Origin of the sequence: Nisaea sp., from assembly GCF_039990255.1 — a bacterium.
Taxonomy (GTDB): Bacteria; Pseudomonadota; Alphaproteobacteria; order Thalassobaculales; family Thalassobaculaceae; genus Nisaea.
Genome location: NZ_JBDXGG010000023.1, coordinates 1 through 23,181, shown reverse-complemented (window position 1 = coordinate 23,181; position 23,181 = coordinate 1). Strand labels below are relative to the sequence as shown.

Below are 23,181 nucleotides of genomic sequence, written 5' to 3'. Positions count from 1 at the left end.
CCGATTGAAATGATTTCGGGCATTGGAGAGCAACTTAGGCAAAAGAGGTGCTGCGTGGGGACGTTCGCCAGGGTTTTGACATTCGGCCTTGGGCTGGTGGCACTTGCCGCGTGCAGTGACGATGAGGCGACGCGTCAGAATGCGGAAGCGCAGGTGCCGCCAAGTGTGGTCTTTGCGACCGTTGATATGAGGGACGTATCCGCGACAATCGAATATGTCGGGCGCACCGATGCATCGCAGCAAGTCGATGTGCGCGCCCGGGTCGGCGGAACCCTTCTGGAAAGGTCCTTCCGCCAAGGCGCGAACGTAACGGATGGACAGCTGCTGTTTTCGATCGATCCTGCCGAGTTCGATGCAAACCTTGCACTGGCGGAGGCCGATGTTGCGAAGGCTGAGGCGAGCGTTGAGGAGACAAGCAACAATCGCGAACGCTATCGTGTTCTGGTGAAGCGCCAGGCGGCGAGCGCGGCCAAGCTGGATGAGGCCGAGGCAGCCTATCTGAGTGCTGTTGCAGAGCTTTCCGGCGCGAAGGCGCAATCGCGAAAGGCGCGTCTTGATCTGGATTACACGCGGATCACCTCACCGCTGAACGGGCGCGCCGGACGTGCCAGCGTTGATGAAGGCAACTTGATAGGGCCAGAGTCCGGTGTTTTGCTGACGATTGTCGCGCTGGATCCCATCCACGTGCTGTTTGCTGTCAGCGAACGGGATTATCTCGAATTCGCGCGGCGCCGACAGAGCGGAACAGAGACCATCTTCACGCCGCAGATTCGTCTGGCTGACAATACACTTTATCCGCTCGATGGGAGGATCGACCTGATCGATAATAAAGTCGACTCTGCTACCGGCACGATCAATATCCGTGTGTCTTTCCCCAATCCCGACGAACTGTTGTTCCCCGGTCAGTTCGTCAATGTCATTCTCGTATCCAGCGACCCGATCCGAAAGGTCGTGGTGCCGCAAGCCGCAGTGCAAGAGAACCAGTCCGGCTCCTTTATCCTCGTGATTGATGAAGAAAACAGGGTGATCTCCCGTCCGATCCGCACAGGGCAGGTCTTTGGCACCAATCTGGTCGTCGAGGAAGGGCTTGCGGCTGGAGAACGGATCATCGTTGAAGGAATTCAGAAAGTTCGGCCAGGCGGACTGGTGACGCCTGTCGAGGCGTCTGCGTCCGGCTCTGCCGGCGGCTAGGCGGCAGCGGAAATGTTCAGCGCATTCTTCATCGACCGGCCGAAATTCGCTTTTGTTATTGCGATCGTGACGCTCATTGCCGGCGTACTGGCTCTAATGGCGCTGCCTGTGGCGGAGTTTCCCGAGCTCGCTCCGCCTCAAGTCCAGGTATCGGCGAGTTATCCCGGCGCCAATGCGGAGGTCGTCGAGCAGACTGTCGCGGCGGTGATCGAAGCAGAAGTAAACGGTGTTGAGGGCATGAGTTACATGTCCTCCAAGAGTGTGAATGACGGGTCCTATACGCTCACCGTCACGTTCGAGACGGGCTATGACAGCGATACCGCCCAGGTGAACGTGCAGAACAGGGTCGCTCAGGCCACTTCCAGACTGCCGGAGGATGTGATCCGTCAGGGCGTCACTACCAAGAAGCAGTCTTCCAGCATGTTGATGGTCGCGGCCGTGGTCTCACCTGGCGAGACCTACAGCGATATCTTTCTGAGCAATTACACATCGATCAATATCAGGGATAATATTGCACGCGTTCCCGGCGTCGCCAGCGTGGAGATACTTGGCGAGCGCGCGTACAGCATGCGTATCTGGCTTCGTCCGGACCGGTTGACCGGGTTAGGCATCACGGCTGCGGACGTGGTCGCCGCCGTGCGTGAGCAGAATATCCAGGTCTCTCCCGGAAGTATCGGCGCCCCGCCATCGTCCGCGGCTCAACAATTCCAGTACACATTGCGCGCAAGGGGAAGATTGGAGAGCCCGGAGGAGTTTGGCGATGTTGTTCTCCGGGCCGGTTCCGATGGCTCTTTTGTCCGGCTCAGGGATGTGGCCCGTATCGAGCTTGGCGCCGAGACCTATGACTGGCTCGGCAAGCTCAACGGAAAGCCGGCCGCTTTGCTTACCGTCTATCAATTGCCCGACGCCAATGCACTTGATGTCGCCTCGGCGGTAAAGGCGGAGCTTGAGACCCTCTCGGAACGGTTCCCGGACGATATTGCTTCGGAAGTGGTCTACGACACGACGCTCTTCGTTTCGACCTCTATGAAGGAGGTGCTGGTCACGCTTCTCCAGGCACTCGTTCTGGTCGTTCTCGTTGTGTATGTCTTTCTGCAGGATTGGCGATCCACGCTGATCCCGGCCATAGCTATCCCCGTCTCCCTAATCGGCACTTTCGCATGCCTTCTGGTGATGGGATTCACCATCAACACGGTGTCGCTTTTCGGGCTCATCCTGGCTATCGGCATTGTTGTTGATGATGCGATTGTCGTGGTCGAAAATGTTCAACGGCATATGACAGACGGCCTGTCGCCTCGCGATGCGACGCGGAAGGCGATGGTCGAGGTCAGCGGCCCGGTCGTTGCAACCACGCTCGTCCTACTTGCGGTGTTCGTTCCGGTCGCCTTTACCCCTGGTCTGACCGGTCGCCTGTTTCAACAGTTTGCGGCGACGATTGCCTTTGCCGTCTCGATTTCCTCAATCACCGCACTGACCCTCAGTCCAGCACTCTGTGCGAGCATTCTCAAACCGGCGGATGGAACACCTTCTGGCCCGCTTGCCTGGTTTGAGCGCGGGATCACAGGGGCGCGGACAGCCTATGTGGGGGTGGTCCGTCGACTGGTGCGCATGCTTATCTTCACGGCGGTTTCTGTGGCAGCTATTGGAGCGCTGACCGGATGGATGTTCGCCGGTACCCCGACTGGCTTCATCCCCAATGAGGACCGTGGTGCGTTTTTCATTGATGTGCGTCTGCCGGATGGTGCCGCACTTCCCCGTACCGAAGCCGTCATGCAGCGTGTTCAGACTATTCTTGACGACACGCCTGGGGTGGCGAACAGCATATCGATCGGCGGCTATTCTCTGTTACAGGGGGCCGTGGTCCCCAACTCGGCGCTTTTCATTGCTGTGCTGGACCCCTGGGATGCGCGCGACGGAGCGGATTTGTCGTTGCAAGGAATCCTCGGCCGGGTCGCTCCGCAACTCGTCGCCATTCCATCTGCGACCATCATCCCCTTCACGCCACCTCCAATCTCTGGGTTGGGGAGTACAGGAGGGTTTGAGTTTGTCCTGCAGGATACCGAAGCCCGCTCGCCGCAAGATCTTGCGGCGACCTTGGGCGGACTGATCGTTGCGGCAAATGGCGAGCCGGAACTGGAGCGGGTTTTCAGCGCGTTCCGGGCGAGTTCGCCTCAATACGAGATCGAGGTGAACCGCGATCTGGCGAAATCGAAGGGTGTGTCGATCTCAGATCTTTTCTTGGTCTTGAACGCGAACTTCTCGTCTTATTATGTGAATGATTTCAATAAATTCGGGCGTGTTTACCGGGTCATGTTGGAGGCCGAGGCGGATCGCCGGGCAACGCCGGAGGATATATACGGGCTATATGTTCGAAGTTCAGGCGGCGAGATGGTCCCGTTGCGGACCCTGGTCACAGTTCGCCAAGCCTTTGGTCCGGAAGCGATCGAGCGTTACAATATGTTCCGTTCCACTGTTGTGAACGGGCAACCGGCCGCCGGCAACTCCTCGGGGCAGGCTCTGCAAGCAATGCAGAATGTCGCGGATCTGACACTGCCGGATGGCTACCGTTATGAATGGACCGGTCAGGCGCGCGAGGAGATCGTGGCGGGGCAGGCAGGTTCGTTGATTTTCCTGCTTTCGATCGCGTTCGCCTATCTCTTTCTCGTTGCCCAATATGAGAGCTGGACGACGCCGCTTTCGGTCATGGTCTCCGTCGTTTTTGCGGCGCTTGGAGCCATCGCCGCTTTGCGCTGGGCGAGTATTCCTATCAATAGCTATGCGCAGATCGGCCTTGTTCTGCTCATCGGCCTTGCTGCGAAGAACGCGATTCTGATCGTCGAATTCGCCAAGGAACTCCGCGAAAAGGGCAAGAGTATCCAGGAGGCGGCGGAAGAAGCCGCGTCCCTGCGTTATCGCGCGGTTCTGATGACGGCATTCTCTTTTGTGCTGGGGGTGTTGCCGCTCGTTTTCGCTACTGGTGCCGGGGCGGCAAGCCGTGTATCTGTCGGAATGACGGTATTCGGCGGGATGCTCATGGCGAGCATTGTCGGCGTGATCATGATTCCGCCACTCTATGTACTGTTCCAGACCATGCGCGAAAAATTCAAGAGAGCGCCGGATCGGCATCAGGCGGGCGAAGTGGACAGGTAAGCTTTTCTATCACTCCATATAACCGACGAATTTGGTCGGGTGAGGGTAGATTTCTCGCGGCCTCAGTTTGGTAGACGTCATTATTGTGCTGGTTTTGGTGTCATTTCGACCTTTTGACATTTCAGGAAACGCAGAAAGAAGCGTGTCACTGTCACTGCCGGGATTGTCGTAACCACCATGGCCCTCTTTTAAACGCTTCTGCGATATTCCCTCAGGATCCGGTGACAGCGAACGGCGAGGTGCGCGATTATGAGGTGCGGTTTTTTGCCCCCAAAGAGGCTCGTCCGTCTTCTTGCGGAGCGCGGAAAAAAATCGAAGTGAGCTTTGGGACTCTGGATGAACCCGAGCAGTTGAAGCCTCACTACGCGCTCTGTTTTATCCGTCGGGAGTTGTCGCTCCCGCGGTTCCCAAGCACTAATCTATAGGACCGTGGTCGTTATCCCACGACCGGGCGCACTGAATGACACGCCTGGTCGTGGTGAGCTTCGTCGTGACGCCCTGGGTGGCGGCGACCTATACTTCTTTTGCCTGTTCCGCATCCTCGTCATTGGTGCGGATATGCGCGATGAACTTGGTCGTCTCGTTCGTCAGCAGGTTGCAGTTACGGGATAGTTCGTCCGCTGAAGCCTGCATTTCCTCTGTTGCGGCTCCGGTGCCCATCGCGTCGTCGGCGACGGCACTGATTTCGTCTACGACGGACTGGATCTTAGCCAGCGCATTTCTTGCTGACATGGCGACCGCGCTGGTGGTGGAGGCTTGCTGATCGACGGCTGCGGCGATCTCGGTCATGGTCGAGTTGGTTTCGTTCGCGGCGTCGGTGATGATCGAGACGGCCTTGGTAGAGGAGTCGATTTCAGACAGCATGCCGGAGACTTGCTGCCGGATTTCCTCGGTTGCGTTCTGGGTCTGCGAGGCGAGCGATTTCACTTCGCTGGCAACCACCGCAAAGCCCTTGCCGGCATCGCCGGCGCGGGCTGCCTCGATGGTCGCGTTGAGGGCGAGCAGGTTGGTCTGTTCGGCGATGTCGGCGATGAGCGAGACGATGTCATTGATCTTCGAACTGGCTGCGTTGAGGGCGTTGACTTTCTCCGCTGCGTCCGCTGCCTGTGCCGCCGCCTTGTTTGTCAGCTCAGAGGTTGAGGTAACTTTAGCGGCGACTTCCGTCACCGCGTGATTGACCTCATCAACTGAATTCGTCACGGACTCGATATCCTGACCTGCTTCGTTCGCGGCTTCCCGCACGCTGGAAGATCGGGAGGCGGTCCGGTTGGCCGTGTCGCTGACTCCATTTGACGTGGAGGAGAGCTCTGTAGCGGAAGAAGAAAGAGCGTCGATTACACCGCCAACGGCAGTCTCGAAATTATCCGCAAGTCCAAGAATAGCTGTCCTTTGTTTCTCGCGGGTTTCAACACGGAACTGTTCTTGCTCGTCGCGATAGCGGCTAGCTGCACGACTTTCCTGTTTCAAGCGATAGAGTGCGCTGCAGAGGTCGGCGACTTCTCGTGGGCTTTTGTAATCCGGCACCCAGGCATCGAGGTTACCTTTGGCCAACTCGACCTGCGTTTGGGTGAGCTCCGTGATCGGGTTTGTCAGACGCTTTCCGAAATAGTAACCGGTCGCCGCCACGATTGAGCCAATGACGATGATCTCGATAAGGATGTGCGTCAGAATGTCATAGATCGGCCCGAAGATCTCCGATTCAGCCTCTGTGGCCAGGAAAGCGTATCGCGTGCCGAGAAAGTCGACAGAACTGAAGTGAGTTTCGTACGGTGCCCCGTTAATTTCGATGCTGTCGAAACCTGTCTTTCCGTCCAACGCTGCTTGAACAGCCGTGTTATCGACAGAACGCTTCAGGATGGCGTCCTTGACCAGGGCGGTGTCATTGCGCGCAAGGAAATCACTGCCGACGAGAATTGTTTCACCTGTTTTACCAAGACCTTCCTGACGTGACATTGCCGCGTTGATCTCGTCGACGGGCATCTGGAAAACGAGAACGCCCTTCGTTTGGCCTTCGATGACGACCGGTGCAGAGATGAAGCTGGCGGGAGCATCGTAACTCGGGCCGTAGGGACGAAAATCGAAGAAGCTGTGATCTGCGGTGTCAGATTTTTGCATTCCGGCGCGGAACGCGTTGGCCAGATCCGTATCTTTCCATTCACCCGTATTCATGTTGGTGGCGTAATCGAGCTCTTTGTAGACGCTGTAAATCAGGTCGCCATTCGGGTTGAACAGAAAAATATCGTAATATCCGCGCTTGCGCAGAAGCTCCCGGAAAACGTCATGAAACCGCCGATGCACATCGGAATAAGTTGACCCGTCTCCTGCATCGTCGAGGTTTTCTTTCTGGCCGGTAGGATGCGGGTTGTCGGTTATGTAGAGCCTTTGCAGGACTGCCTCTGGATTACTTTCAATGGCATCCCAGGCAGTGCCGAATTGTTCCAGGGCCTCGTGAGTCGTTGGGTTGTTCGCATAGAGACTGAGGTCGTCGCGGATGCTCTGAAGATAGTTCTCAAATTGGTCGCGGCGGATCGTGTCGATCGCTTCCAGGCGCATCTTGGCTTCGTGCTGCAGTGTTCTGCTGGAATCATATGCCGTCACTCCGCCTTCAATGGCGAGAGCGATGACTGCAGGCAAGAGCGCCAACAGAAGAATTTGACGGGCAAGCGACATCTATACGGTCCTCTCACTGGTACTGGCGAGAAGTAAAAGAACGGATAAACCTTAAAACTTTCCTACCGACGCCGGTCTCTACTCGAAAAACAATAAATCAATTGTGGAAAGCATGAAATATTGCGTGACGCCGAACAAAATTCGCGTGAGACCTGAGTCTTATCCAGCCAAATGAGATTGGCTGAGAGGTCTTGTCTGGCAATGTAACCATTTCGGCCTTTTGACTTCAGAGGAGATACATCATGGACCGTTTCACCGGCGGCTGCTCGTGCGGAAGAGTTCGGATTGTGGCGTCGGGGCATCCGTACCGGGTCGGCCTCTGTCACTGTCTGGAGTGCCGCAAGCATCATGGCGCCCTTTTTCATGCTTCCGCGATATTTCCTCAGGATGCGGTGACGGTCGAAGGAGAGGTCCGTGATTATGAGGGGCGGTTTTTCTGTCCTCATTGCGGCTCGCCTGTTTTCGGACGCAGCGGTGACGAAATCGAAGTGAACCTGGGATCGCTGGACGAACCCAACCAACTGAAGCCAACCTATGAGCTTTGGTGTGTCCGCCGGGAGTCCTGGCTGCCGTCGTTTTCTGGCATGAAGCAGTATGACCGTGATCGCGATAGCACGGGGCGCTCCGAGACGTAGGCCGCATGCGGGCGCATGGTGTGAAACGCTGCTCGATCCTTAAAACTCGTAAGCCCGGCCAGAGTTTTCCGACCTCACAATGGTTGCTCTGCGCCGGGTGCTCTTCACAAGAATATATGTTACAGAAAATTTAAGACTTCGCGGCGCGGCGGGGGCCGCATCGAAGCTCCAAGAGTGATGCTCCAAGAGTGAACAAGCGAAGTGACGGGAAACGCCCGTCTTGTGAACAGCAGGAGTGCACACATGACTGACAATTCAATCGGGACGCCGGAACAGCTTCGCGACCCGGATTTCACGCCGCCGCCGTTGACGGCTATTCCGCTTGGCATCCAGCATGTCCTGGCGATGTTCGTCTCGAACGTTACTCCGGCGATCATCGTTGCCGGTGCCGCCGGCTTCGGGTTCGGCTCCAACTCGCCTGATTTTCCCGAGTTGCTCTACATGATCCAGATGTCGATGGTGTTCGCCGGGTTGGCGACATTGTTGCAGACATTCGCTGTTGGCCCGGTCGGTGCGAAATTGCCGGTGGTGCAGGGGACGTCATTTGCCTTTCTGCCGATCATGATCCCGCTGGTTGCGGGTAAAGGCGTGGACGGGCTCGCGGCGCTCTTCACCGGTGTCATCGTCGGCGGCATTTTTCATGCGCTGCTTGGCACCGTGATCGGCCGCATTCGCTTCGCTCTGCCGCCGCTTGTGACCGGGCTTGTGGTCACGCTGATCGGTCTGTCGCTGGTCAAGGTGGGTATTCAGTACGCGGCGGGTGGCGTTCCGGCTGTGAACCAGCCTGAATACGGATCGCTGTTGAACTGGTCCGCTGCCGTGATTGTCATTCTGGTGACGCTCGGCCTGAAGTTCTTCGCCCGGGGCATGCTTTCTGTGTCGGCTGTGCTGATCGGTCTGATCGTCGGATATATCTATGCCATTGCTATCGGTATGTTGCCGCTCGGGGCCATCGGCACCTCGTGGGAGCGCGCGGCTGTCTTCGCTCTGCCGCAGCCCTTCAAATACGGCATCGAGTTTTCCGGAGCGGCGATCATCGGCTTTTGCCTGATGGCCTTCGTTTCCGCTGTGGAGACGGTGGGTGATGTCTCCGGCATTACCAAGGGTGGTGCCGGGCGTGAGGCGACGGACAAGGAAATACGGGGCGCCACATTCGCTGACGGCCTCGGCACGACCCTGGCCGGTTTCTTTGGTGGTTTACCGAACACCTCGTTCAGTCAGAATGTCGGGCTGGTGGCCATGACCGGTTTGATGAGCCGCCATGTGGTGACTTACGGTGCTATCTTCCTGATTATCTGCGGTCTTGTACCCAAGGTCGGCGCGATTATCCGCACCATCCCGATTGAGGTGTTGGGCGGCGGCGTGATCGTCATGTTCGGCATGGTCGTTGCGGCCGGTATCTCGATGCTGAGCGATGTGCACTGGAACCGCCGTAATATGGTGATCTTCGCTATTGCTCTCGGCATTGGGCTTGGTCTGCAGATGGAGCCGAAAGCAGTTCAGTACTTGCCGGATACGTTGCGCATCCTGATGACGTCCGGCCTGCTGCCCGCGGCTTTCATCGCCATCGTCCTGAACCTGGTGCTTCCAAAGGAGCTTTCGGCTGAGTCGACCGAAGAGGTCGCAGGCGGTCTGTCCGGAAAGGGCAACGGATCGCTCCCGGGGGAGTGAGATCCGGGTTTTTCTTGAAGCTTTTGTGAACGGGGCCGAGGCCTCAAACACGAGGCGAATATCATCTTACCAAACGGGAATCCTGACATTGTTCAGGGTTCCCGTTTCCTTTGTGGGGACACTTCTGCTGCTGCTGTCCTGTTTTGTCTAGACGAATTCTGCAAGTCGTCTGCAAACAGAGTCATTCAGGTGTCAAAGAGCTTTGATAGTGATCGCTCCGGTTCATTTTCGCCGGGGCAGGGCTTATGGCGCGTATCACTCTTTCGGGTATCGAGAAAAGCTACGGCACGACGCCGGTTCTCAACGGGCTCGATATCGACATTGCAGACGGGGAGTTTCTGACCCTCGTCGGCCCGTCCGGTTGCGGCAAGTCGACCTTGCTGCGGATCATCGCCGGACTTGAGCATCAAAGCGCGGGAGACGTCGCCATCGGCGGAACGGTGGTCAACCAGGTGCGGCCAAGTCGCCGGGATCTGGCGATGGTGTTCCAGTCCTACGCACTCTATCCGCATCTGACAGTGCTGCAGAACATGGAGACGCCACTCCGGCTGCGGGACCTGAACGGATGGGAGCGGATGCCGCTGGTCGGTGCCGCCATGCCGGGACGCCAGGAAAAGCTGGAGACCTTACGTGGTCTGGTCCGGGAGACCGCTGACACGCTTAAGATCGGTCATCTACTGCACCGTAAGCCGGGGCAACTCTCCGGCGGCCAGCGCCAGCGCGTTGCGCTCGGCCGCGCCATGGTGCGCAAACCGGTTGCTTTCCTGATGGACGAGCCCCTGTCTAACCTCGATGCAGCGCTGCGCGTGCATATGCGCTCCGAGCTGGCGGAACTGCATCACGCCCTGAAGACTACCTTCATCTATGTCACCCATGATCAGGCCGAAGCACTCACCATGTCGGACCGGATGGCGGTGATGATGGAGGGCGACATCCTGCAGCTTGGTACGCCGGACGAGATCTATCTCGACCCGGCCGACCGGCGCGTGGCGGAGTTCATCGGCAGCCCCCGGATCAATATGGTCGAGGGTGAGGCCGACGGTGAGGGGCGCGTCATCGCGCACGGCATTCATCTGAAGCGGACGCTCGGCGGTGCGCACAAGGCGCTCTCCATTGGTGTTCGTCCGGAGCATCTCGACGTGCTGACATCTGGTGAGGATGCGGAATCCTGGCCGTTCAAGATCAGTCACAAGGAAAATCTCGGCTCCGACTATTTCCTGCATGGTCATGTCAATGGTAGCGGTCAGCGGGTGATTGCCCGCGCAGTACCGGAACTGGCGGCGCAAGTGTCTCTCGGGCAGGAGATTCATGTGCGGCCGAGGCCCGGTAAAGCCATGGCATTTGGCGCGAACAACAGTCGCCTGCGCTTCGCGGAGGCCTGAGATGGCGGTGGATGTTGCAGCGGCGGCTATCCCGGCGCGGGCGCAACCAGCCCGGAGTCGGACTCTCGCTCCCGCCAGCCTCGCCGGTTACGCTTTCGTCGCGCCGGCAATCCTGTTGATGCTGGTCATACTGGTGGCCCCGGTACTGATCGCCGCCGCGCTCTCCTTTACCGATTACAGTCTCGGTAATCCCGGCTTCGAGTGGGTGGGGACCGAGAATTACGAGAAGATGTTCTCGCGCTCGACCTACACGAAGATGCTGACTGCATCGGCGACCTATGTGCTGGTGGTGGTGCCCGCCTCCATCGGTCTCGGCCTTGGCGCGGCGCTGCTGATCAACTCCCTGAAACGCTTCGGAGACTTCTACAAGACAGTCTATTTCCTGCCCGTCATGGCTGCCCTGTTGGCTATGGCAATCGTCTGGGAATTCGCGCTCCACCCGACGGTCGGCATCGTCAACATGACCCTTGAGGCCGGATGCGGCACGTTCCTGGAGCAGATATCGAGCTGGTACGCCGCCGGGTGCGCGCGGAACTTCCCGCTCTGGTTCGGCGACCGGGACTACGCCATCTGGACCATCTGCTTCATCGGCATCTGGCAGGGCTTCGGCTTCAACATGGTGCTTTATCTGGCCGGCCTGACCGGTGTGCCTCGGGAGCTTTACCAGGCAGCCGCCATCGACGGCGCCGACAGTGCTTGGGACCGGTTCCGGCTGGTGACTTGGCCGATGCTGGGGCCGACCACGGTCTTCGTGCTGACCATCACCACGATCCGCTCTTTCCAGGTGTTCGACACGGTGGAGGCGATCACCGGGGGCGGCCCTTCCAAGACCACTTACGTGATGATGTTCGCGATCTATGAAAAGGCGATCAAACACAATCTGATCGGGATTGGCGCCGCGATCACAATCGTCTTCCTCGCCTTCGTGCTGTTCCTGACTTTCCTGCAGCGCTGGCTCGTCGAAAGAAGGGTGCACTACACATGAACGGGCATGCCTCGCCTTTCTCGGAAGCGCTGAAACACGCGGTTCTGATCGTCGGCGCTTTGATCGTCATCCTGCCGTTCTATGTGATGGTCAGCTACTCGCTGAAAGCGCCACACGAGATCGAAACTAATACCGGCGGATTTTTCGGCGCCCAGGAACAGATGGTCGACGAATATTGCGTCAAACTGGGCAATGCCCGGGAAGACTGCCTCGAGACGCCTGCGATCTTCAATTACAGCCAGGCCTTCAAGAAGGCGCCGCTGCTCCGCTATCTGGCGAACGGTGTGATCGTGACCGCGTCGATCTTCCTGATCCAGGCACTGGTGGCGCTGCCCTGCGCCTACGCGCTGGCGAAGCTCAAGTTCTGGGGGCGCGGCATGGTCTTCGGGATGGTGCTGGTCTGCCTGCTGATCCCGGTGCATGCGATTGCGCTGCCGCTCTACATCATGCTGGCCAAGCTCGGGCTGACCAATACCTACGCGTCCCTTGTCGTGCCCTGGACGATTTCCGTTTTCGGCATCTTCCTGATGCGCCAGTTCTTCAAAACCGTACCGGACGATTTGATCGATGCGGCCCGGATGGACGGCATGAACGAGTTTTCCATCGTCTGGAAAGTGATGCTGCCGACCGCGATCCCGGCCCTGCTGGCCTTCGCGATCTTCTCCGTGGTGGCGCACTGGAACGACTTTTTCTGGCCCCGCGTGGTGATTACCGGGGACCGGGATCTCTATACGCCGCCGCTCGGTCTGCGGGAATTCAGAGGCGGCAGCGACGGGTCTGACTGGGGCGCGATGATGGCGACGGCAACGATCATCGTCACGCCACTGATCGTTGCGTTCCTGATGGCCCAGAAGCGCTTCATCGAAGGGATCACACTCACCGGCATGAAGTGAGGCCCGGCATGAAGTGAAGCGAAGAATGAAATTAGCGGCCTCCACTGCAATGGAGGCCGCCGCAATGCCCCGTTACGGGGCGTGCCAGGCGGGCCGCCGCAAGCATTTGGAGCATCACGGCAGCACGCAGCAACAATGAGGAGCTACGATATGAAACGCCTTTTTGCAATGGCCGCTGCCGCGGCTTTCTACGCGGCGCCCGCCGGCGCGGTGGAGATTGAGGTCGGCTATCCCTACAGCCACCTGTTCGACGTCACCTATGAGAAGATCATGGAGAGCTTTAAAAAGGAGCATCCGGAGATCCAGGTGAAGTTCCGCGCCACTTATGAAGGCTACGAGGATGCGACCAACATCATCCTGCGCGAAGCTGTGTCCGGTAATCTGCCGGACGTGACCATGCAGGGCCTCAACCGTCAGGCCATTCTGGTGGAAAAGGGCATCGCCCGTTCGCTCGAACCGTTCATCGCCAAGGAAGCCAATTTCGAAAAGGAAGGCTACCATCAGGCAATGCTTGATCTGTCGACCTTCAATGGCGACGTGCATGGTCTTCCGTTCTCGATCTCACTGCCTGTCGGCTATTACAATATGGATCTGGTCCGCAAATCCGGTTCCGACAAGCTGCCGCAGACCTGGGACGAAGTGGTCACGCTCTGCAAGGACATGCGCGCCAATGGCGTGAAGAACCCGGTTTTCTGGGGGTGGAACATCACCGGCAACTGGTTCATGCAGGCGCTGATGTGGAGCCAGGACGAGCCGATCGTCAAAGGCAACAAGGTGAATTTCGACGGCGACGCCGGTCTCACCTCCTTCGAGACCATGAAGAAGATCTTCCGGGGCTGCGAGATGCAGAACCTGTCCTGGAAAGACGCGCTGGCTGCTTTCGCTTCCGGTGATGTCGGCATGATGTTCTGGTCCACCTCCGCACTCGGCGCAGTAGAGCGCTCGAAAGGCGATTTCGAGATGAAAACGGCCGAATTCCCGGGCATCGGCGGCAAGCCGCAGGGCCTGCCTGCTGGTGGTAACGCAGCTCTGCTGGTCTCCACATCGAAGGACCCGGAGCGGCTGCAGGCTGCCTGGACCTTCCTGAAGTACATCACCTCCGGCACCGGCGCGGCTGCTGTCGCCGAGACCACTGGCTACATGCCGCCGAACAAGGCCGCGAACGAAATCATCCTGAAGGATTTCTACAAGCGGAACCCGAACAAGGAGACCGCCGTGCGTCAGCTCCCGCTGCTGCGCGACTGGCTTGCCTATCCGGGCGACAAGGGCCTCGCGGTTACTCAGGTGATCTATGACGGCATCGAAAGCATCGTTACCGGCGAGGAAGACGACATGAAGGCCCTGCAGAGCGATCTGGTGGCCGAAGTCGGCGACATGCTGCCGAAATAAAACCTTCATCGGGCCGATGGGGTTCCGCCCTGTCGGCCCGGTCCTCTAAATGCTAATTGCGTTCATTCGCTTACCTTGCTGTCGTCGGCTTTCATCCGGCGGAAAGAAATCGGTGTCATGAGCTTTATCCAGATCACAGACCTACACTTCGTCCCCGGCGACAAGCCGCTCTACGGAACCAGCCCGAAACAGCGTCTCGCCGACGGTGTGTCCCTGATCCGCCGCGATCACAGTGATGTCGATTGCGTGATCGCCACCGGCGATCTGACGCATTACGGTGAGAAGGAAGCCTACGAGACTCTGAAGGAGGTGCTGGCGCCTCTGGAGATGCCCGTGCATCTGATGATGGGCAATCATGACAGCCGGGCACCGTTCCGGGAGGTCTTCCCCGACGCGCCGGAAATCGAGGGCGGATTTGTCCAGTTCACCGTTAATACCGGTGATGCCAATGTGGTCTGTCTCGACAGCCTGGTCGATATTCCGGGCGATCATGCCGGTCGCCTGTGCGAGACCCGTCTGGAGTGGCTGGACAAGGAACTGGATGCGCTGCCGTCGGACGTGCCGTTCGTGCTCGCGGTCCATCACCCGCCTTTCGATCTCGGCATCCCGCATATGGACGAGATCCGTCTGTTGGACGGAGAGGCGCTTTACGAGGTGTTGCAGAAGCGCCTGCCAGACCAGATGATTTTCGGCCATGTGCACCGGCCGATCTCAGGCCACTGGCGCGGCATTCCGTTCTATCTCCAGCGCGGCTTCAACCATCAGGTCTATCTGGATTTCACCAGTGTAGAGGATGTCCGCTTCGTGGACGAGGCACCGGAATTCTCGATTATCAAATCGACCCCGGAGAGTGTCTTTATCTTCGCTCGTTCAGCCGGTGGCGAGGGTGAACCCTACGTTCCACGCGATATTTAGGTTCCGCGTGTTTCATCGCCATCCCTGACCGGGGGTGGCGATGATAGAAGAGGACTAACGTCCGGTTCCCCGTGCTTTGTGCAGAGCGTCGAGCAAAATGTCTTTGTCTCCGACATGGTTCGCCAGCAGCAGGATCAGCCGCGCGTTCAGCGCAATGCTCTGCTCCGGTGTGAGGCCTTGGTGGGCGGCGATCAGGGCTTCGTAAAAGCCGTCGGCATCCGTCAGATTGGGCGCCGTGGTCAGATCCGTCATGATGGCCCTCCGGTCGCTGCGGTCAGAGCGGAGGTTACGGCCTCTCTGTCATAGATGGGCCAGCGCGCTGCGATGTGCTGGTCCGGACGGATCAAGTATACCGCCTGTTCGTTCTTGCCGAGATAGCGTTCTCTCACGGCGCCCAGCTTGTCCTCTCCGGCCTTGATTGTCAGTGTCGTCACGGGGACGGCATCGCTGCTGGAAATGTCGGGCAGCGGCGTATCGATGCCGAGCAAGATGAAACCCGAGGCCAGACGACCCAGCAGCCAGCCGTCGCCGACCGGGGCGTCGACGGCGGTTGCGCCCGGACGAGTACGATCCGGCCCGCCTGGCAATGCATCCTCGCCGTTCAGGGTCGAGCCTGCATAGGTCGTCGGCAGGCTGAGCCGCCCGGAATTCACCAGGGGCCGGGCGAAGGGATGCACTTCTGCAAGGTCGAGTACCGCGTCTCGGAACACCCGGGAGATATCGGACTTGGGCGTGATGAAATCGGTCGACCGGGTGGAGTTCAGGATGTTCTCGTCCGCTGCCGGCACCCGTTCCCGGTTATAGCTCTCCATCAGGCTTTCCGGTGCTGTGCCGTCCAGCACCAGTTTCAGCTTCCAGGCAAGATTGTCTGTGTCCTGGATGCCGCTGTTGGCACCGCGGGCGCCAAAGGGTGAGACCTGATGCGCGCTATCCCCCGCGAACAACACCCTTCCATGGGCGAAGCGCTCCATCCGGCGGCACTGGAACGTGTAGATCGAGACCCATTCGAGGCTGAATTCAACCTCTTCGCCGAGCATGGCCCTCAGGCGCGGGATGACGTTTTCTTCCCGCATTTCAACGTCCCGGTCGATATCCCAGCCGAGTTGCAGGTCGATGCGCCAGACACCATCCGGTTGCTTGTGCAGCAGTGCCGACTGCCCGCGATTGAAGGGCGGGTCGAACCAGAACCAGCGCTCGGTCGGGAAGGCCGCGTCCATTTTAACATCGGCGATCAGGAAATTGTCCTCGAAGACCCGGCCATGGAAGTCGAGCCCGAGCAAAGAGCGAACCGGCGATTTTGCGCCGTCGCAGGCAATCAGCCAGTCGGCTTCAAGAGTGTAGGGGCCGTCCGGCGTCTCGACTGTCAGCCGGACGCCACCATCGTCCCGTTCGACACCGGTGACCTTGTTGCGTCCCCGAATTTCGATTTGGCGGCCTTCCGCTTCCAATTCGCGCAGCCGTTCAAGCAGGGCTGCCTCGAAATAGAATTGCTGGAGATTGATGAAGGCCGGGCGGCGGTGCCCGGCCTCTGCCAGCAGATTGAACTCATAGACCTTCCGCTCGTCGAAGAAGACCTTGCCTTTGTTCCAGGTGACGCCCTTGTCGACCAGCGGCTGACCGCAGCCCAACCGGTCCATGATCTCCAGCGTCCGTTTGGCGAAGCAAATGGCACGGGAGCCGGTGCTGACCCGATCATTGTCGTCCAGGACCAGAACCGGCACGTCTTTCAGCGCCAGGTCCAGCGCGGCGGCGAGCCCGACCGGACCGGCACCGACGACGATAACCGGATGGCGCACAGGCGCCGCCGCGTCCTGGTCCGGCGAACGCCGATAAGAATAAAGCGCCTGCTCGAAGATCTCGGCCATGGGACGGCTCCCGCCTTAGCCCTGTAGGGCTTCCCACATCTGCCGGTCGCGTTCGGCGGTCCAGATCCGAGGCGTGTCCATGCCGAGCGCCTCGTCATAAGCGCGGGTCACGTTGAACGGCAGGCAGTGCTCATAGATCGGCACGTCGCTGAATTTCGGGTCGCACGCGGCGCGGACGGCGTCCCAGGCTTCCTTCAGAGATCCGCCCCGGGCAGCGACGGCGGCAGCCGGACGGTAGGTGTTCGTCAGGAAGTCGCGGGTGAATTCGAGCGCGGCATCGACCATCTCCGTGCCGACCAGTGCGTCGCCACGGCCCGGTGCGATGGCGGTCGGATCATAACTCTTGATAGCGTCGAGCGTGTTTCCCCAGTCGCTGAAATGACCGTCGCCGCAATAGCAGGCGGCTTTGTACTCGACGATATCCCCGGTCAGCATGACGCGCTCGTCGGGTACCCAGGCGACGATATCGCCTGCGGTGTGGGCGCGGCCGAGATGCATCAGATCGACCCGGCGCTTGCCAAGATAGACCGTCATCCTGTCGGTGAAGGTCATTGTCGGCCAGGTTAGGCCGGGGATCGATTCATGGCCCTGGAAGAGGCGCGGGAAGCGGCCGAACTCGCTGTCCCAGTCTTCCTGGCCGCGTTCCGAAACCATGGCCCGGCATTTCTCGGAGGCGAGGATCTGCTCCGCTCCGTAGGCCGAGGCGCCGAGCACGCGGACGGCGTGGTAATGCGAGAGCACGACATATTTGATCGGCTTGTCGGTGACGCCGCGGATCTTCTCCACCACTTTGTTCGCCAACCGGGGCGTGGCCTGGGCATCGACGATCATCACGCTGTCGTCGCCGATGACGACGCCGGTATTCGGATCACCCTCGGCAGTGAAGGCCCAGATGTCTCGGCCGATCTCGCTGAAGGTAATCTTCTTTTCCGCCATGTCGCCCATGGATGCGAATTGCTTGGCCATTTGGCCTCCCTCCCGTTTGATTTTTTATCAGTCTTTTTTAATCGCGGGCAGTACCGTGCCCGTGCAGTCTCCAAACCCGATCCTGTAGCCATCCCCCGCCGCATGGCCGCGCAGGGTCACACGGTCACCATCCTCGAGGAAGCTGCGTGTCTCGCCGTTCGGCAGGGTGATGGGTGTCTTGCCGCCCCAGCTCATCTCCAGCAGCGAGCCGTAGCTGTCGGGCGTATCGCCGGAAATCGTGCCCGAGCCGAGCAGGTCACCGGCGCGCATCGGGCAGCCGCTGCTGGTGTGATGGGCTAGCTGCTGGGCGGCGGAGTAATACATCGAGCTGTAATTGGTCCGCGACAGCACCGCTTCCTCGTTGGAGTCGGCAGGAGTCAGGCCGACCTCGAGCGCAATGTCGTAGAGCATTGGGGTGGGTTCCGCGAGATAGGGCAGAAGCGGTTTTTCCCGTTCCGGCGTCGTTGTCCGGAATGGCTCCAGCGCTGCCCGTGTCACCACCCAGGGCGAGATCGTCGTGCAGAAGGCCTTGCCCTGGAACGGGCCGAGCGGCTGGTACTCCCACGCCTGGATGTCCCGCGCTGACCAGTCGTTCAGCAGGACATAGCCGAAGATCATCCGGTCCGCTTCGGCTACCGTCACGGGCGTGCCCATCGGGTTTCCTGTGCCGACCACGGCGCCCATTTCCAGCTCGATATCGAGCCGGCGACTTGGCCCGAAAGTGGGAGCATCCGCATCGGGCGCTTTCAGCTGTCCGTTCGGACGGTGGAAATCCGTACCGCTGACAACGACGGAAGACGCCCGGCCGTTATAGCCGATGGGGATATGCAGCCAGTTCGGCGGCAATGCGTTTTCGGGGCCGCGGAACATGGTGCCGACATTGAAGGCATGCTGCTTGCCTGCGTAGAAATCGGTATATTCGCTAACCTTGAAAGGTAGGTGCAGCGTGACGTCCGTTAGCGGGATCAGATAGCGATCCGCAGTTTTCTGCAGCGCTGTATCGCCGCTGTCGCGCAGCAGGTTCGTCAGCCGGGCGCGTACCCGCTCCCACACATCGGGGCCGCGCTCCATGAACGGTTTCAGGGCGTCTGCCTCGAAAACAGATGTGCCGCCGGTCTCGATCAGCCGGTCCCGTTCGAGGGCGGCAAGATCCAGCACCCGATCCCCGATGGCAACACCACAACGCGGGTCTTCTCCGTCCTGCGAGAAGACGCCAAAGGGCAGGTTCTGGACCGGAAAATCGCAACCCGTCGCATTGGCGGAGGAGAGCCAGCTTTTCATCGTCACTTGATACCCGGCGTTCCGTCGAACTTCTTCTCAAGCCCGGTCCAACAGGCCGCGTAATCATCCTGCAAGGGAGCCTTGTCGGCGGCGAATTCCGTTAAATGCTGGGGGAACCGGGTCTCGAACATGAAAGCCATGGTCTCCGTCAGTTTGTGTGGTTTCAATTCGGCATTGGAGGCGCCCTCGAAGGCCTGTGTGTCCGGTCCGTGCGGCAGCATGCAATTATGCAGGCTCATGCCGCCGGGCACGAAGCCTTCGGGCTTGGCGTCGTAGGCGCCGTAAATATTACCCATGAACTCGGACATGATATTCCGGTGATACCAGGGCGGCCGGAAGCTGTGCTCGGCAACCAGCCAGCGCTCAGGGAAGATGACGAAATCGATGTTGGCTGTGCCGGGAGTCTCGGATGGGGCCGTCAGCACGGTGAAGATCGACGGGTCCGGATGATCGAACAGGATGGCACCGACCGGCGAGAAGGTGGTCAGATCGTATTTGAAGGGCGCGTAATTGCCGTGCCAGGCGACGACATCAAGCGGCGAATGGCCGATCTCCGTCACGTTGAATGTGCCGCACCATTTGATGATCAGTCGGCAGGGCGTCTCCTTCTCCTCATAGGCCGCAACGGGTGTCTTGAAGTCGCGCGGGTTGGCGAGGCAGTTGGCGCCGATCGGGCCGCGCCCGGGCAGGGTGAACTTGGCGCCATAATTCTCGCAGATATAGCCGCGCGCTTCTGTGTCCAGAAGCGTCACCTTGAAGATCATGCCTCGCGGGACGATGGCAATCTCGCGCGGGCCGAGACTCATGCGGCCGAGTTCCGTGAAGATCTCGATCCGGCCGAGCTGGGGGACGACCAGCAGCTCCGCATCGGCGTTCATCAGATAGTCGTCTACCATGTCCGCATTGCACGCATAGACGTGGGCTGCCATACCGGCTTGTGTGTTCACGTCGCCAGCGGTGGTCATGGTGTGGACGCCCGATACGAAATCGGTCGGCGCTTCCGGCAAGGGCACCGGATTCCAGCGGTACTGGCCGAGGGCGAGGCCATGTTCCGGCTGATGCGGTGCGGTTTTCCAGCCATCGACGGCGATACGCGCGAAGCGTCCGCTATGCTTCACCGAGGGGCGCATGCGGTAGAGCCAGCTGCGCTCATTCTCGCCGCGCGGGGCCGTGAAGGGGCTGCCGGAGAGCTGTTCGGCATAAAGGCCGTAATTGCATTTCTGCGGGCTGTTCTGACCTTGCGGCAAGGCACCCGGCAAAGCCTCGGTCTCGAAATCGTTGCCGAAACCCGGCATATAGCCAGTGTCTGTGCCAGACAGTGGATTGCTCTGCACGGATGCGGACTCTGGAGCCTTGTTCATCTCAATCCTCCCTCCGGCAGCCTCTGACGAGGCGCGTTTTCTGATTGGTTTTAAGAGCCTGTTTGCCGTAGGATCATCATGATCGTTACAAATGAAATGATTGTCAATTGCCGATGGAAGATCACAAGGACCTGCTCGACCTGGACCGTTTCCTGCCCTACCGGTTGGCGGTGATTGCCGCTCGCGTCAGTAAATCCATGTCGGTGCTCTATGCAGAGAAATTCGGGATCTCAATCGCCGAATGGCGGGTGATCGCCCATCTCGCCCGGTCGGAGCGTGTGTCGGTTCGTGATATTCATGCCCGCGTCAATCTGGACAAGGTCAAGGTCAGCCGGGCAGTCAGCCGTCTGGAAGAGGCGGGGCTGGTTCTGAAGGCGAGCAACGCGTCAGATAACCGGTTGCTGGATATCACGCTGTCGGACCGGGGCTGGTCCGTCTACCGGCAGATCGTGCCGCTGGCGAGAGGTTTCGAGGCGGACCTGCTCTCGGTACTCGATGATGCCGAGTGCGCCGCGCTCGAACGGCTGTTCGAGAAGTTGCACGCCCGTCTTGACGAAAATCGGGATGCTCCCGGGCACCTGCCTTCGGAAGTCTAGCCGCTCGGATCAGAAGGCAGAAGGTTCCGTGCCGGGAGGCGTTGGGCGCCATTCGCCGGGGATCTGGCCGACAAGCAACCTCGTGATCTCGTCGTTCTCGTCTTTCAGCGGCAGAATGAGACGCGTCCAGCTCGCGGTTTCCGATGTGTGTTTCGGGTAGTGAACGGTCAGCAGCGGCTGACGCCGGTCCGTCACGGCCTGATAGGAGCCGAGGAAAAAGCTGATGATAAATTCCCTGTCGCCGAACTGACGGAGCGTCGAGCCGGTAACGTCTCTGCCGAACCGTTCGGAAATCATTGTACCGTATAGCCGGTACCGGAAATCGAAACCGTCCTCGATGACATCGAGCAGCATGAGATAGCCCAGGACAAACCGCATTTCAGTCGGGTCGATGGACGCGATCGAAGCTCCAGTCCGGCCGTCCGCTTTCTCGCGCCAGTAAGACAAGAGGCGCTGCAGACGTTCGTCCTCAAGCTGGTTGTGCTCTGGATTCCAGACGACAGCCGGATTGCGAGCGCCAAACTGCAGAAAATAGCGATCGACCGTGTTCAGATCGTCTTTGACGAGGGCGTCCCTGATTTCTGCTGCGGATTGAAATTCACTTATCAATGATCAGGTCTCTCAATCAAGGGGTGCTGTTGCTAGGGAAAAAGCGACAAAACCACGAATTGTGACTGACTGACAGGACGCCAGTTGTTTCAACTCAATATTAAAAAGAGGTGAAATTATGGAGCTGCAAGTCACATTTCGGGCTGGAACCTGCGTTCGCAGCGGTTCCGAACTCTGATTAGGAGACCCTGGTGCGGGTAATTCTGTCGCCGCCGGAAAGACGCTCAACGCAGTCGCATCGGTAAAGTGCCAAGTCAGTGAGGGGGGCGAAAGAGACCCGGCCTTCACCTTCGTGATCTCGGCATCATTTGAAGTATTCCGGCAGCTCTGAGACCAAGGCATCTCTAATACGCGAGCGAACGGGCACCGCTGGGTCGTGTCTCTCGAAATCCAGACCGGTCAGTTGCTCATACAGGCTGACATATTTGTCGCTGAATGTGATCAGGGTCTCGGCGGGTATCTCCGGGATCGGGTCGTTGTAGGGGTCGCATTGGCTGGCGATCCAGAGCCGCAGGAATTCCTTGTCCAGACTGTCCGGCTCTTCACCGGCCGCGAATTTCTGCTCGTAGGTGTCGGCGCGCCAGTAGCGGCTTGAATCCGGGGTGTGGATCTCGTCGGCGATGGTGATCGTGCCGTCCTCGTCGATGCCGAATTCGTATTTGGTATCGACCAGAATAAGTCCCTGTTTGGCGGCAAGTTCCTGCCCGCGCGCGAAGAGCGCCAGACTTTTCTCCGCCAGCTCGTGCCACTGCTCATTCGTCACGAGCTGGCTTTCGAGGATCTCCGCTTCCGTGATCGGCGCGTCATGCCCGCCGTCCGCGGGTTTTGTCGTCGGCGTGATAATGGTCTTGGCGAGTTTCTGGTTCTTCTTCATGCCCTCGGGGAGCTGATGGCCGTAAATGACCCGTTCGCCCCGTTCATACATGGTCCAGGCGCTGGTATTGGTGGAGCCTGTGAGATAGGCCCGTACCACGATCTCGATTGGCACCATGTCGAGATCCTTGCACAGCACCACATTCGGGTCCGGGTAGGAAATCACATGGTTCGGGCAGATATCACCGGTGTGATCGAACCAGTAGCGCGCCGTCTGGGTCAGCACCTGACCCTTGTATGGCACGGCCGCCAGAACCTGGTCGAACGCGGATTGCCGGTCGGTCGCGATCAGCAGCCGTCGCCGGCCCGGCAATTTGTAGGCATCCCGGACCTTTCCCCTGACGAAACCCGGCAATTCCGGGTATTCCGCGTCGGTGAGGCAATTGTCGAGGAGCTGTGAGGTGGCCGTCTGCGGCGCCATGGAGAAGTCCTGTGAACAGTAATCGGATTGCGGCGGCACGATAGCGTCTTTGCGCGTCTGTGCAATGGCGGGGTTGGGGATTGGGACCGCTCACCATAGTCGCCGTGTCACAGAACAGGAGGGGGACCGGCCGCAATGACGGCCATGTCCCCTGAGTCGTTTCCGAGTTTCTTCTTTGATGTCCGGGGTTCGGTTAGCCCAGTTCCCATCCTGTTGCAGAGGTAATCTCAGCCTTTGAGACGCCCATTACGGTGAGGGTGCCGCCGTCGGAGAAGGTGATGGTTGTGTTGCCGTCCGTCTCCGTGCCGTCGCTGACGCCGAGGCCGTC

Annotated in this window: 18 protein-coding genes; 10 read left to right on the top strand and 8 right to left on the bottom strand. The window is 59.3% G+C overall.

Going from position 1 to position 23,181, the window contains the following annotated elements; genetic code table 11:
- The first annotated feature begins 54 nt into the window (after window positions 1–54).
- Both ABJ076_RS21225 and ABJ076_RS21220 read left to right on the top strand, forming a co-directional pair.
- Entirely contained in the window at window positions 55–1,191 is a 1,137-nt protein-coding gene (locus ABJ076_RS21225) for an efflux RND transporter periplasmic adaptor subunit (RefSeq protein WP_348194803.1), read from the top strand.
- A gap of 12 nt (window positions 1,192–1,203) precedes the next feature.
- Window positions 1,204–4,341 (top strand): multidrug efflux RND transporter permease subunit, encoded by a 3,138-nt coding sequence (locus tag ABJ076_RS21220; RefSeq protein ID WP_348194801.1) that lies wholly within the window; start codon window positions 1,204–1,206, stop codon window positions 4,339–4,341.
- 513 nt (window positions 4,342–4,854) lie between these two features.
- Here the strand turns inward: ABJ076_RS21220 and ABJ076_RS21215 are convergent.
- Window positions 4,855–7,011, bottom strand: a complete 2,157-nt coding sequence (locus ABJ076_RS21215) for a methyl-accepting chemotaxis protein (RefSeq protein WP_348194800.1) — start codon at window positions 7,009–7,011, stop codon at window positions 4,855–4,857.
- Between the two features lie 242 nt (window positions 7,012–7,253).
- Here ABJ076_RS21215 and ABJ076_RS21210 point away from each other — a divergent pair, with 242 nt between their 5' ends.
- The 7 genes from ABJ076_RS21210 to ABJ076_RS21180 all read left to right on the top strand — a co-directional run bounded on the left by ABJ076_RS21210 (window position 7,254) and on the right by ABJ076_RS21180 (window position 14,881).
- Entirely contained in the window at window positions 7,254–7,646 is a 393-nt protein-coding gene (locus ABJ076_RS21210) for a GFA family protein (protein WP_348194799.1), read from the top strand.
- 243 nt (window positions 7,647–7,889) lie between these two features.
- Window positions 7,890–9,317 carry a nucleobase:cation symporter-2 family protein gene (locus ABJ076_RS21205; RefSeq protein ID WP_348194798.1) on the top strand — a complete coding sequence of 476 codons (1,428 nt, stop codon included), beginning with the start codon at window positions 7,890–7,892 and terminating at the stop codon, window positions 9,315–9,317.
- A 245-nt stretch (window positions 9,318–9,562) separates the two neighbouring features.
- A complete protein-coding gene (locus ABJ076_RS21200) occupies window positions 9,563–10,699 on the top strand; it encodes an ABC transporter ATP-binding protein (RefSeq protein WP_348194796.1) in 1,137 nt (378 codons plus the stop codon).
- A 1-nt stretch (window position 10,700) separates the two neighbouring features.
- A complete protein-coding gene (locus ABJ076_RS21195; RefSeq protein ID WP_348194794.1) occupies window positions 10,701–11,684 on the top strand; it encodes a sugar ABC transporter permease in 984 nt (327 codons plus the stop codon).
- Entirely contained in the window at window positions 11,681–12,577 is an 897-nt protein-coding gene (locus tag ABJ076_RS21190; protein ID WP_348194792.1) for a carbohydrate ABC transporter permease, read from the top strand. The genes ABJ076_RS21195 and ABJ076_RS21190 overlap by 4 nt, the downstream gene beginning before the upstream one ends.
- 150 nt (window positions 12,578–12,727) lie before the next feature.
- Window positions 12,728–13,966: an ABC transporter substrate-binding protein gene (locus ABJ076_RS21185; protein WP_348194790.1), complete on the top strand. Its 1,239-nt coding sequence runs from the start codon at window positions 12,728–12,730 to the stop codon at window positions 13,964–13,966.
- A 117-nt stretch (window positions 13,967–14,083) separates the two neighbouring features.
- Entirely contained in the window at window positions 14,084–14,881 is a 798-nt protein-coding gene (locus ABJ076_RS21180) for a phosphodiesterase (protein ID WP_348194788.1), read from the top strand.
- Window positions 14,882–14,935: 54 nt separating this feature from the next.
- Here the strand turns inward: ABJ076_RS21180 and ABJ076_RS21175 are convergent, their stop codons facing one another.
- The 5 genes from ABJ076_RS21175 to hmgA are packed head-to-tail and all read right to left on the bottom strand — an operon-like array spanning window position 14,936 to window position 20,354.
- Entirely contained in the window at window positions 14,936–15,133 is a 198-nt protein-coding gene (locus tag ABJ076_RS21175) for a DUF2783 domain-containing protein (RefSeq protein ID WP_348194786.1), read from the bottom strand.
- Complete coding sequence (locus ABJ076_RS21170) at window positions 15,130–16,746, bottom strand: FAD-dependent oxidoreductase (RefSeq protein ID WP_348194784.1); 1,617 nt, start codon at window positions 16,744–16,746, stop codon at window positions 15,130–15,132. Before ABJ076_RS21170 ends, ABJ076_RS21175 begins: the two co-directional genes overlap by 4 nt.
- Window positions 16,747–16,761: 15 nt before the next feature.
- Window positions 16,762–17,712 carry an MBL fold metallo-hydrolase gene (locus ABJ076_RS21165; protein WP_348194782.1) on the bottom strand — a complete coding sequence of 317 codons (951 nt, stop codon included), beginning with the start codon at window positions 17,710–17,712 and terminating at the stop codon, window positions 16,762–16,764.
- A 27-nt stretch (window positions 17,713–17,739) separates the two neighbouring features.
- The gene (gene fahA / locus ABJ076_RS21160) at window positions 17,740–18,993 is read right to left on the bottom strand and encodes a fumarylacetoacetase (protein ID WP_348195071.1); all 1,254 of its coding nucleotides are present in this window, start codon (window positions 18,991–18,993) and stop codon (window positions 17,740–17,742) included.
- Between the two features lie 2 nt (window positions 18,994–18,995).
- On the bottom strand, window positions 18,996–20,354 hold the full coding sequence (gene hmgA, locus ABJ076_RS21155) for a homogentisate 1,2-dioxygenase (RefSeq protein WP_348194780.1): 1,359 nt from the start codon (window positions 20,352–20,354) through the stop codon (window positions 18,996–18,998).
- Between the two features lie 113 nt (window positions 20,355–20,467).
- Between hmgA and ABJ076_RS21150 the strand changes: the two genes are divergently transcribed.
- Window positions 20,468–20,950, top strand: a complete 483-nt coding sequence (locus tag ABJ076_RS21150) for a MarR family transcriptional regulator (protein WP_348194778.1) — start codon at window positions 20,468–20,470, stop codon at window positions 20,948–20,950.
- Window positions 20,951–20,959: 9 nt separating this feature from the next.
- Here ABJ076_RS21150 and ABJ076_RS21145 read toward each other — a convergent pair whose 3' ends face one another.
- Both ABJ076_RS21145 and ABJ076_RS21140 read right to left on the bottom strand, forming a co-directional pair.
- The gene (locus ABJ076_RS21145; protein WP_348194776.1) at window positions 20,960–21,559 is read right to left on the bottom strand and encodes a PAS domain-containing protein; all 600 of its coding nucleotides are present in this window, start codon (window positions 21,557–21,559) and stop codon (window positions 20,960–20,962) included.
- Window positions 21,560–21,863: 304 nt separating this feature from the next.
- On the bottom strand, window positions 21,864–22,853 hold the full coding sequence (locus ABJ076_RS21140) for a phosphoribosylaminoimidazolesuccinocarboxamide synthase (RefSeq protein ID WP_348194774.1): 990 nt from the start codon (window positions 22,851–22,853) through the stop codon (window positions 21,864–21,866).
- Window positions 22,854–23,181: the final 328 nt, after the last annotated feature.

Bases quoted from the DNA above. Each gene is read 5' to 3' on its own strand.
- ABJ076_RS21220 (WP_348194801.1), top strand. From the start codon at position 1,204: ATGTTCAGCGCATTCTTCATCGACCGGCCGAAATTCGCTTTTGTTATT.
- ABJ076_RS21215 (WP_348194800.1), bottom strand. From the start codon at position 7,011: ATGTCGCTTGCCCGTCAAATTCTTCTGTTGGCGCTCTTGCCTGCAGTC.
- ABJ076_RS21210 (WP_348194799.1), top strand. From the start codon at position 7,254: ATGGACCGTTTCACCGGCGGCTGCTCGTGCGGAAGAGTTCGGATTGTG.
- ABJ076_RS21205 (WP_348194798.1), top strand. From the start codon at position 7,890: ATGACTGACAATTCAATCGGGACGCCGGAACAGCTTCGCGACCCGGAT.
- ABJ076_RS21200 (WP_348194796.1), top strand. From the start codon at position 9,563: ATGGCGCGTATCACTCTTTCGGGTATCGAGAAAAGCTACGGCACGACG.
- ABJ076_RS21195 (WP_348194794.1), top strand. From the start codon at position 10,701: ATGGCGGTGGATGTTGCAGCGGCGGCTATCCCGGCGCGGGCGCAACCA.
- ABJ076_RS21190 (WP_348194792.1), top strand. From the start codon at position 11,681: ATGAACGGGCATGCCTCGCCTTTCTCGGAAGCGCTGAAACACGCGGTT.
- ABJ076_RS21185 (WP_348194790.1), top strand. From the start codon at position 12,728: ATGAAACGCCTTTTTGCAATGGCCGCTGCCGCGGCTTTCTACGCGGCG.
- ABJ076_RS21180 (WP_348194788.1), top strand. From the start codon at position 14,084: ATGAGCTTTATCCAGATCACAGACCTACACTTCGTCCCCGGCGACAAG.
- ABJ076_RS21175 (WP_348194786.1), bottom strand. From the start codon at position 15,133: ATGACGGATCTGACCACGGCGCCCAATCTGACGGATGCCGACGGCTTT.
- ABJ076_RS21170 (WP_348194784.1), bottom strand. From the start codon at position 16,746: ATGGCCGAGATCTTCGAGCAGGCGCTTTATTCTTATCGGCGTTCGCCG.
- ABJ076_RS21165 (WP_348194782.1), bottom strand. From the start codon at position 17,712: ATGGCCAAGCAATTCGCATCCATGGGCGACATGGCGGAAAAGAAGATT.
- fahA (WP_348195071.1), bottom strand. From the start codon at position 18,993: ATGAAAAGCTGGCTCTCCTCCGCCAATGCGACGGGTTGCGATTTTCCG.
- hmgA (WP_348194780.1), bottom strand. From the start codon at position 20,354: ATGAACAAGGCTCCAGAGTCCGCATCCGTGCAGAGCAATCCACTGTCT.
- ABJ076_RS21150 (WP_348194778.1), top strand. From the start codon at position 20,468: ATGGAAGATCACAAGGACCTGCTCGACCTGGACCGTTTCCTGCCCTAC.
- ABJ076_RS21140 (WP_348194774.1), bottom strand. From the start codon at position 22,853: ATGGCGCCGCAGACGGCCACCTCACAGCTCCTCGACAATTGCCTCACC.